This window comes from Pedococcus sp. P1_H8 (assembly GCF_056405175.1).
In genome coordinates this window covers 1-572 of the sequence record NZ_JBFUCP010000090.1, presented here as the reverse complement: position 1 = coordinate 572, position 572 = coordinate 1, and the positions used below count along the sequence as shown (strand labels likewise).

At 67.0% G+C, this 572-nt stretch carries 1 protein-coding gene; it reads left to right on the top strand.

The window, feature by feature from the left end:
- Nucleotides 1-203: 203 nt before the first annotated feature.
- Nucleotides 204-572, top strand: a 369-nt coding sequence (locus tag AC1DYG_RS19000; protein WP_477641424.1) for a PstC family ABC transporter permease, incomplete at its 3' end; no start/stop codon positions are given.

The following is a 572-nucleotide window of genomic DNA, read 5'->3' as shown; positions in this document are numbered from 1 at the left end:
CATCGCCGCCATCGGCTGAGTTTTCCCGAACCGGCCTCCGCTCTATATTCACAACAGGAAGATTGCGAGCGCAGATGAGCGACGCGCCAGCCCAATCGGCACCCCTCACCTCCGGCCCCGATGACACTCGGGCCGGGGTGGGTGGTCCGCCAGGAACACCGGAGGCTCCGATCACTTCGTCACCCAAGGCCCCCGCAAAGACGGTGACCCGTCCGGGCGACCGGATCTTCACCACGCTCGCGTCGGGGTCGGCGGTGTTCATCACGGTGCTGATCGGCGCCATCGGGGTGTTCCTGGTCTGGCGTGCGGTGCCCGCGCTCTCGCGCAACGAGGCGAACTTCCTCACCAGCAGCGTCTGGAGCACCGACGACATCAACCACATGGCGTTCGGCATCCTGGACCTGCTCCAGGTCACCGTGCTGGTGTCGGTGTTCGCGTTGGTGCTGGCGATGCCGGTGGCGCTGGGCATCGCGATCTTCCTGACGCAGTACTCGCCCAAGCGGCTGGCCCGGCCGCTGGCCTACGTGATCGACCTGCTGGCCGCGGTACCGTCCATCGTCTACGGCCTGTGG